The organism is Sphingobium lactosutens DS20 (genome assembly GCF_000445105.1).
Classification (GTDB): Bacteria; Pseudomonadota; Alphaproteobacteria; order Sphingomonadales; family Sphingomonadaceae; genus Sphingobium; species Sphingobium lactosutens.
In genome coordinates, this window is sequence record NZ_ATDP01000110.1 from 143,058 (window position 1) to 150,656 (window position 7,599).

6 protein-coding genes and 2 pseudogenes are annotated in these 7,599 nt (G+C 60.0%); 6 read left to right on the forward strand and 2 right to left on the reverse strand.

All coding sequences use genetic code 11. The annotated features are described in order from the left end of the window. The 6 genes and pseudogenes from RLDS_RS54340 to RLDS_RS54365 form a co-directional block, all read left to right on the forward strand. Positions 1 to 582 carry a DUF3237 domain-containing protein gene (locus RLDS_RS54340; RefSeq protein ID WP_021228878.1) on the forward strand — a complete coding sequence of 194 codons (582 nt, stop codon included), beginning with the start codon at positions 1 to 3 and terminating at the stop codon, positions 580 to 582. A 28-nt stretch (positions 583 to 610) separates the two neighbouring features. Beyond that, positions 611 to 1,102, forward strand: coding sequence for a MarR family winged helix-turn-helix transcriptional regulator (locus tag RLDS_RS54850; protein ID WP_161626765.1), 492 nt, complete (start codon positions 611 to 613; stop codon positions 1,100 to 1,102). A 21-nt stretch (positions 1,103 to 1,123) separates the two neighbouring features. Then, a complete protein-coding gene (locus tag RLDS_RS54350; protein ID WP_236616953.1) occupies positions 1,124 to 2,518 on the forward strand; it encodes a sulfatase family protein in 1,395 nt (464 codons plus the stop codon). Between the two features lie 191 nt (positions 2,519 to 2,709). Further along, positions 2,710 to 4,128, forward strand: a complete 1,419-nt coding sequence (locus tag RLDS_RS54355; RefSeq protein ID WP_031299318.1) for an aldehyde dehydrogenase — start codon at positions 2,710 to 2,712, stop codon at positions 4,126 to 4,128. A 21-nt stretch (positions 4,129 to 4,149) separates the two neighbouring features. Next, a complete protein-coding gene (locus RLDS_RS54360; RefSeq protein ID WP_021228882.1) occupies positions 4,150 to 5,010 on the forward strand; it encodes a p-hydroxycinnamoyl CoA hydratase/lyase in 861 nt (286 codons plus the stop codon). 92 nt (positions 5,011 to 5,102) lie between these two features. Further along, positions 5,103 to 5,366 (forward strand): annotated as a pseudogene (locus tag RLDS_RS54365) (CoA-binding protein); the annotation flags it as partial. Positions 5,367 to 5,400: 34 nt separating this feature from the next. On the opposite strand, the pseudogene RLDS_RS54370 reads toward RLDS_RS54365, so the two are convergent. Next, positions 5,401 to 6,577 (reverse strand): annotated as a pseudogene (locus RLDS_RS54370) (IS3 family transposase). A 104-nt stretch (positions 6,578 to 6,681) separates the two neighbouring features. Then, positions 6,682 to 7,389 (reverse strand): restriction endonuclease, encoded by a 708-nt coding sequence (locus RLDS_RS54380; RefSeq protein ID WP_031299320.1) that lies wholly within the window; start codon positions 7,387 to 7,389, stop codon positions 6,682 to 6,684. Positions 7,390 to 7,599 lie beyond the last annotated feature (210 nt).

Sequence of the window (7,599 nt, forward strand, 5' to 3'; positions counted from 1 at the left end):
ATGGCTGACAAACCCAAAAATGATTCATGGCTGGATCGACGGAGCCTTCTGGTCGCAACCGGCGGGGCCATGGCTTGGGGCGCGGCATCGGAAGGGGTTGCGCGTGCCGCCGCCCCTTCCCAGGCCCCGGTGCCTTCGCTTGTTCCAGTGTTCACCGCCTATGTTACGTTGTCGCCGCCGATCGAATATGGCGTGTCGAATGGCGTCAAGCGGCGCCTGATCCCCATCACCGGCGGCACCTTTGTCGGCGATCGGATCAAGGGCGCCATTCTGCCGGGCGGAGGTGACTGGCAGGATGTCGCCGCCGATGGAAGCGCCCAGATTTTTGCGCGTTATTCGTTGCGGGCAGACGATGGCACCATCATCGGCGTCAGCAATCCGGGCATCCGCAATGGCCCGCCCGAAGTCCTGCGCAAGCTGGCGGCAGGCGAAGTGGTAGACCCATCGCTTTATTATTTCCGGACCACTCCGACCTTCACGGTCGAAGACGGCCCCCATGATTGGCTGCGCAAAAGCCTTTTCATTTGTTCAGGCATACGCCGCGCAAATGATGTCGAAATCGTATATTATGTTGTCACATGAACGATTTCGGACAGAAGGGAGAATGGTGTTGAACGCGACAGCTCTATCGGATGCGGCTCCAAACAGCGTCGGAGAGGATGAGATGCAGCACAGCCTCTCGTCGCAGATTGGGCTGTTGTTACGGTTCGCCCAGGCCGCCGTCTGGGGCGATCTTCTCGACACGTTCAAACCCTTTGGTTTCCGCCCCCAACATTATGCCGCTCTCAAAATCGTCGACAGCAAGCCCGGGTGCAAGCAACAGGATCTGGGCGGCGCGTTGGGCATTTCCCGGTCAAATCTGGTGATGCTGATCGACGAGCTGGTGGAGCAGAAACTGATCGAGCGTCGGCAGAATCTGGAAGATCGCCGGTCAAACGCCCTTCACCTGTCCGCTCGTGGGCGGGCGTTATTGCCCGAACTGGATCGGGGCCAGCAGGCCCATGAAGGCCGGCTGGCAAGTCTGCTGGAAGAGGGCGAACAGGAAATACTGGTCGCGTTGCTTCGCAAGCTTGGAAAGCTGCGCAAGCTTGATGTCACATAATCTTATATGAAGGAAATTCCCATGCCGCCATTTGCCGGGCTCGATCGTCGCGGTGTTCTAAAGGCGTCTGCGGCTGCAACAGCAGCGTTGGCTGCATCGCTTGCCTCGGGCCGGCAAGCACGAGCCGCCGGCGGCACGAAGACGAAACGCCCCAACATCGTGTTCATCATGGCGGATGACATGGGCTTTGCCGATGTCTCCTTCAACGGCCAGCGGGATTTCACCACGCCCAATATTGATGCCATCGCCATCAACGGTGCGCGGTTTCCGAGCGCCTACGCCAATTCGGCCGTTTGCTCCGCAACGCGAACGGCGCTGATCACCGGCCGATATCAATATCGCCTTCCCCTCGGGCTGGAAGAGCCGCTCGCCGGCGTCTCTCCGCCTGGTATCGGCCTGCCCCCCGAAATGCCGACATTGCCGTCCTTGTTGCGTGACGCAGGCTATCATACGATGCTGGTCGGCAAATGGCACTTGGGTGAATTGCCCAAATTCGGTCCGCTCCAAAGCGGCTATGATCACTTTTTTGGATTTCGCGGTGGCGCGCTCGATTATTTCTCGCACCATACCCGCACCGGGAAACCCGATCTATGGGACCAGGACGTTCCGGTCGAAGAGGCTGGTTATCTGACCGATCTGATCGGGCAGCACAGCGTCGCGGCGATCAGCGAATTCAGTAAGACCGACAAGCCCTTCTTCATCAGCGTCCATTTCAACGCCCCCCACTGGCCTTGGGAAGGACCGGACGATGAGGCGGAATCCAATCGGATCAAGAAGACCAACCTGCTCCATCTCGATGGCGGATCGAAGAAAACCTATCAGGACATGATCCAGGCCATGGATCGCCAGGTTGGCGCGATTTTGGACGAACTGAAGGCGAAGGGCCTTTTCGATAACACCATCGTCATTTTCACCAGCGACAATGGCGGCGAGCGCTTCGCTGACGTCTGGCCTTTCAGCGGACAGAAGACCGAATTGCTGGAGGGTGGGCTTCGCGTCCCGACCGCCATGTCGTGGCCAGCCCATATCGCCAAAGGGCAGACATGCGAGCAGGCCATGATCACGATGGACTGGGTGCCAACGCTGCTCGCGGCAGCGGGCACGGCACCGGCCAAGGACTATCCGTCCGATGGCATGGACTTGCTGCCGGTGCTGACCGGCGCTGCGCACAACCTGTGCCGCGCAAACTATTCTGGCGCTACAAGGCCAATCATCAGCGGGCCATGCTGGACGGACATTATAAATATCTCAAGATCGCGGAAAACACCTATTTGTTCAACGTGGCGGACGATCCGCTCGAGCGCGCGAACCTCAAGGCGCGCCAGCCGGAACGCTTTGCGCAGATGGCTGCTGCCTGGGTCGCCTGGAACAAAACCATGCTGCCCGAAATCGATGCCAGCTTCACCGAAGGCGTGACCGCCGACAAGCAGGCCGACCATATTGGTTCGCACACCGTCATCAAAACGGCTGATCCCGGCGACTGAGGCCGCGATCCGCCGTCATTTTCCGCTTGCCATCCGCGCCTTAATAAGCCTAACCTATAACTGTTATTTAATAGAACAATGAAAACTGGAATGGACGTGGACGTGGCGGACGATCAGAGCAGCATGGAACGGAATGCAAACGGTTCTACCGTCAAGAGATTTGACCCGGTTTGCGGCGCGCTGGCGTCCGAAGTTCCGGCCTTCACTCCGACGATGGCGATTGCTGCCGTAGACGCTGCTGCAAAGGCGTTCCCGGCATGGTCGGCGCTTGGGCCCAATGCCCGCCGCTCCGCACTGATGAAAGCCGCTGACGCGCTGGAAGCTAAAACGGCCGATTTCATTGACGCGATGATGGGCGAGATCGGCGCGACAGAAGGCTGGGCGCGTTTCAACCTGACGCTCGCCGTATCAATGGTGCGTGAAGCCGCGGGACTTACCACCCAGATCGGCGGCGAAGTGATCCCGTCCGACAAGCCGGGCTGCATGGCGATGGCGATCCGCGAGGCGGCCGGCGTCGTTCTGTCGATGGCGCCTTGGAATGCGCCCATCATCCTTGCCACCCGCGCCATCGCGGTGCCGCTGGCCTGTGGCAACACGGTCGTGCTCAAGGCATCGGAGCAATGCCCGCGCACCCACGGCCTCATCATCGAGGCGTTTGTGGAATCCGGGCTTGGCGATGGTATCGTCAACCTTGTCACCAACGCACCGGAGGATGCCGGCGACGTCGTCGGCGCGATGATCGACCATCCTGCCGTGCGTCGCGTCAACTTCACCGGCTCGACCGCCGTAGGCCGGATCATCGCGCGGCGCTGCGCCGACAATCTCAAGCCGGCCTTGCTGGAACTGGGCGGCAAGGCGCCGCTCATCGTGCTGGATGACGCAGACATAGACGAAGCGGTGAAAGCCGCAGCCTTTGGCGCGTTCATGAACCAGGGCCAGATCTGCATGTCGACCGAACGGATCATCGTCGTCGATGCCATTGCCGACGCTTTTGCCGAAAAATTCGCGGCGAAGGTCGGCACGATGCCGGTCGGTGATCCGCGCGAAGGCAAGACTCCGCTCGGCGCGGTGGTCGATACCAAGACGGTCGCGCATGTCCGCGCCTTGATCGACGACGCGCTGGCCGCAGGTGCGGTTCAACTCAACGGCGGTGAAGCCGATGGCGTGCTGATGCCCGCCCATGTCATCGACAAGGTTACGCCAGCCATGAAGCTGTTCCGCGACGAAAGTTTCGGACCTGTCGTGGGCATCGTGCGCGCCAGAGACGAGGCTCATGCCATCGAACTGGCCAACGACACCGACTATGGCCTTTCCGCTTCGGTCTTCACGCGCGACACCGCACGCGGGCTGCGGGTGGCGCGCCAGATCCAATCGGGCATCTGCCATATCAACGGACCCACCGTCCATGACGAAGCGCAGATGCCCTTCGGGGGCGTCAAGGCGTCGGGCTACGGCAAGTTTGGCGGCAAGGCAGGCATCGACAGCTTCACCGAACTGCGCTGGATCACCATCGAGACGCAACCCGGCCACTATCCCATCTGATCTATCATTCGGAGTCATCGCATGACCAATTTTCTGCATGTCGAGGGGGTCGAACAGGCCGAACTCGAAACCGTCGCCTTCACTGTCGAAAACGGCGTCGCCTGGGTCAGCCTCAACCGTCCCGACAAACGCAATTGCATGTCCCCGCGCCTTAACCGCCAGATGATGCGCGTGCTCGACGAATTGGAATTTCGCGACGATGTGGGCGTCCTTGTCCTGACCGGCGAAGGCAGTGCCTGGTCGGCTGGCATGGACCTCAAGGAATATTTCCGTGAAACCGAAGCCCAGGGGTTGCGCGGCACGCGCGGCGCTCAGCGCGAAAGCTATGGCTGGTGGCGTCGCCTGCGCTGGTATCAGAAACCCACCATCGCCATGGTGAATGGCTGGTGCTTTGGCGGCGGTTACGGCCCTTTGTTCGCCTGCGATCTCGCCTTCGCCGCCGAAGAGGCACAGTTTGGCCTGTCGGAAATCAACTGGGGCATCCTGCCGGGCGGCGGCGCGGCGAAGGTGGCGACCGAACTGACATCCTTCCGCCGCGCCATGTATCATGCACTGATGGGCGAAAATATCGACGGCAAGACGGCGGTCGAATGGGGCTTCGTCAACGAAGCGCTACCGCTCGATCAACTCAAGACGCGGGTGAGCGATGTCGCCCAGAAGCTGCTGACCAAGAATCCCGTTGCGCTCAAGGCGACCAAGGACGCTATCCGCCGCGTGCGCGAAATGACCTACGATAATGCGGAGGATTATCTGATCCGCGCGCAGGAAGCGGCCAACAGCTTTGACAATGAAGGTCGCAAGGAAGGCATCAAGCAGTTCATCGACGACAAAAGCTACAAGCCGGGCTTGGGCGCCTACGACAAAAGCAAGCAGTCGGCCTGACCATCCGCCACTGACTATGCAAAGACCGGGTCGCCCCTCACGGTGACCCGGACTCTTCTTCAAGCTTGCCCGATAAACTGGAGAGACGGACCATGACGGTCGAAACATTGAACCCGCCCGCAAGCCTGACGACCGGCGTATCGCTCGACCGGCTGCTGCGGCCGCGATCGGTCGTCATTGTCGGGGCGTCCGACAAGCCTGGCGCTCTGGGTGCATCGGTCCTCTCCAACCTGGCGCGCAACGGCTTTTCCGGCGACATCCACCTCATCAATCCCAAACGGCCGGAGATTGGCGGAAGGCCTTGCCTCCCTTCGGTCGACGCCCTGCCCGACAGCGTCGATGTTGCCGTGCTCGCCTGATCTGCCCCCACCGAGTGGACCGATTGGTTTGTTAGTGCATTAAGCTCATCGCCGCCATATCCGGACGGAGGTGGAGCGAAGCGGAACCGGAGGCCGATATGGCGGTGTCGCCGTTTCTGGTGCCGGTGGCCGATAGCCAAGACTGCTGTGCGGGCGGACGGTGTTGTAATGCCGCCGCCAGGCTTCGATCAGCACCCTGGCCTCGGCGAGGCTGTAGAAGATTTCACCATTGAGCAGTTCGTCGCGCAGCGACCCATTGAAGCTTTCATTATAGCCATTCTCCCATGGCGATCCCGGCGCGATGTAGAGCGTCTTCACGCCGATCTGCCGCAGCCATTGCTGGACGGCATTGGCGATAAATTCGGCGCCATTATCTGACCGTATATGTGCAGGCGGGCCGCGCGAGATGAACAGGTCCGCCAAGGCCGCCAGCACATCCTCATGTTTGAGCTGTCGCGCAACGATAAGCGCCAGACATTCCCTGCTGGCCTCGTCGATGATCGTCAGGATGCGGAACTTGCGGCCGTCATGCGTGCGCCCCTCGACGAAGTCATAGGCCCACACATGCCCAGGATACTCAGGCCGCAGGCGGATGCATGATCCGTCGTTGAGCCATAGACGCCCGCGTTTGGGCTGGCGCTGCGGCACCTTGAGCCCTTCGCGCCGCCATATCCGCTCGACCCGTTTATGGTTCACCGTCCACCCCGCATGGCACAGCAACGCCGTGACCCGGCGGTAGCCGTAACGACCATATTGCTTTGCCAAGGCGATGATGTCCTCCGTCAGCGCCTGTTCGTCATCCGCCCCACGCGGCACTTTACGCTGTGTCGATCGATGCTGCCCTAGAACCCGGCATATCCGTCGCTCGGATAGCCGGACTGGCAGATCCCGTCGTATATGATCGATGCAGCGCCGTCGCCGCGCGGGGCTCAGAAGTTTCCCCGTGCAGCTTCCTGCAATATCAGCTTGTCCAGCGTCAGGTCCGAGATCGCCCGGCGCAGCCGTTGGTTTTCCTTCTCCAGATCCTTCATCCGCCGTGCCTGGTCGGTCTTCAGCCCGCCATATTCCTTGCGCCAGCGATAATAGGTCTGCTCACTGACCCCGATCCGACGGCAGGCTTCGGCGGTCGAAGCCCCCTGCGCCAGCACGATCTCAATTTCACGCAGCTTGCCGATGATCTCTTCCGGCTTGTGCTTCTTGCTCGGCATTCAATGTCCCTTTCGCGGTCCAGACTATCATAGTCTCTGGGCCACTCAGCGGGGGGCAGATCAATTGGGGCAAGCCAGCACACCGGATTCGATGAGGTGAGACCTCACCCACTTTGCATCGCTGCTTCGGCGGCGTTTAGCTTTTCTTCCAGTTCCACAATGATGTGGCCAAACGCCGCAAGCACTTCTCCGGGGTTCGCCAGAATTTCAGGTAGTGGGCGAGAAAGTCTCATGGTGTCGAATGGATCAACGGTGATGGGAAATATGCCGCGAAAAGCGCGCGTGAGATATTTCTCCGTCACTTCCGTCACGAAGGCGCCGCTGTAAACATCGGCGTCACCGAGGTCAGGCCGCAGACCCGTATCGATACGTATGCCCTTGGGTATGTCCCAGTATCTATTCCGGCACAATTCCGTGCGGTCGAAGAGGTCCCGGAGTCGGGCAGACGCAACCGCGTCCTTCGATTCAATCGAAAGTTCAGCAAGGGAACTCACTTGGACATTTGTAAGATTGGCGGCCTCAATGGCACCAGACTGGAATCCTACCTCGCACAAGATGATGCCTCGATCTGCTCCAAGGTCAGCCACAATCTCCCTGAGAGCCATGATATGAAGCTTGTTGACCGGATCTTTCCAGTGCTTGCATTCGACAATCCACTTCACCGAAAATCCGGCTACATCAATCGTTACAAGAACATCGACATCATGCGTGGTCCGCACCCCTTTGAGTGTCACATCTGTTGAGGCGGATAGGCCCAACGACCGAAAAAATTCGGCAGTCTCCTCCTGATAGCCTTTCCAGTCGGTTGCCACGAATGATGCTCCTCTCGCGCGCGCGATTTCCTGAATAACTTTCGCGATCCCGGCGCGCCAGTAGACTGAGGGGGACGTAACCGCCGTTGGAAAAAGGAACTGATGCCCCATTGGTGCCCCGCATGAAGGCCCTGGCTCAACCTCACATCTAAGTCACTGAAAAATGGTGGACGCACTAGGGCTCGAACCTAGGACCCGCTGATTAAGAGT

Coding starts and splice junctions, on each gene's coding strand:
- RLDS_RS54340 (WP_021228878.1), top strand. CDS start 1: ATGGCTGACAAACCCAAAAATGATTCATGGCTGGATCGACGGAGCCTT.
- RLDS_RS54350 (WP_236616953.1), top strand. CDS start 1,124: ATGCCGCCATTTGCCGGGCTCGATCGTCGCGGTGTTCTAAAGGCGTCT.
- RLDS_RS54355 (WP_031299318.1), top strand. CDS start 2,710: ATGGAACGGAATGCAAACGGTTCTACCGTCAAGAGATTTGACCCGGTT.
- RLDS_RS54360 (WP_021228882.1), top strand. CDS start 4,150: ATGACCAATTTTCTGCATGTCGAGGGGGTCGAACAGGCCGAACTCGAA.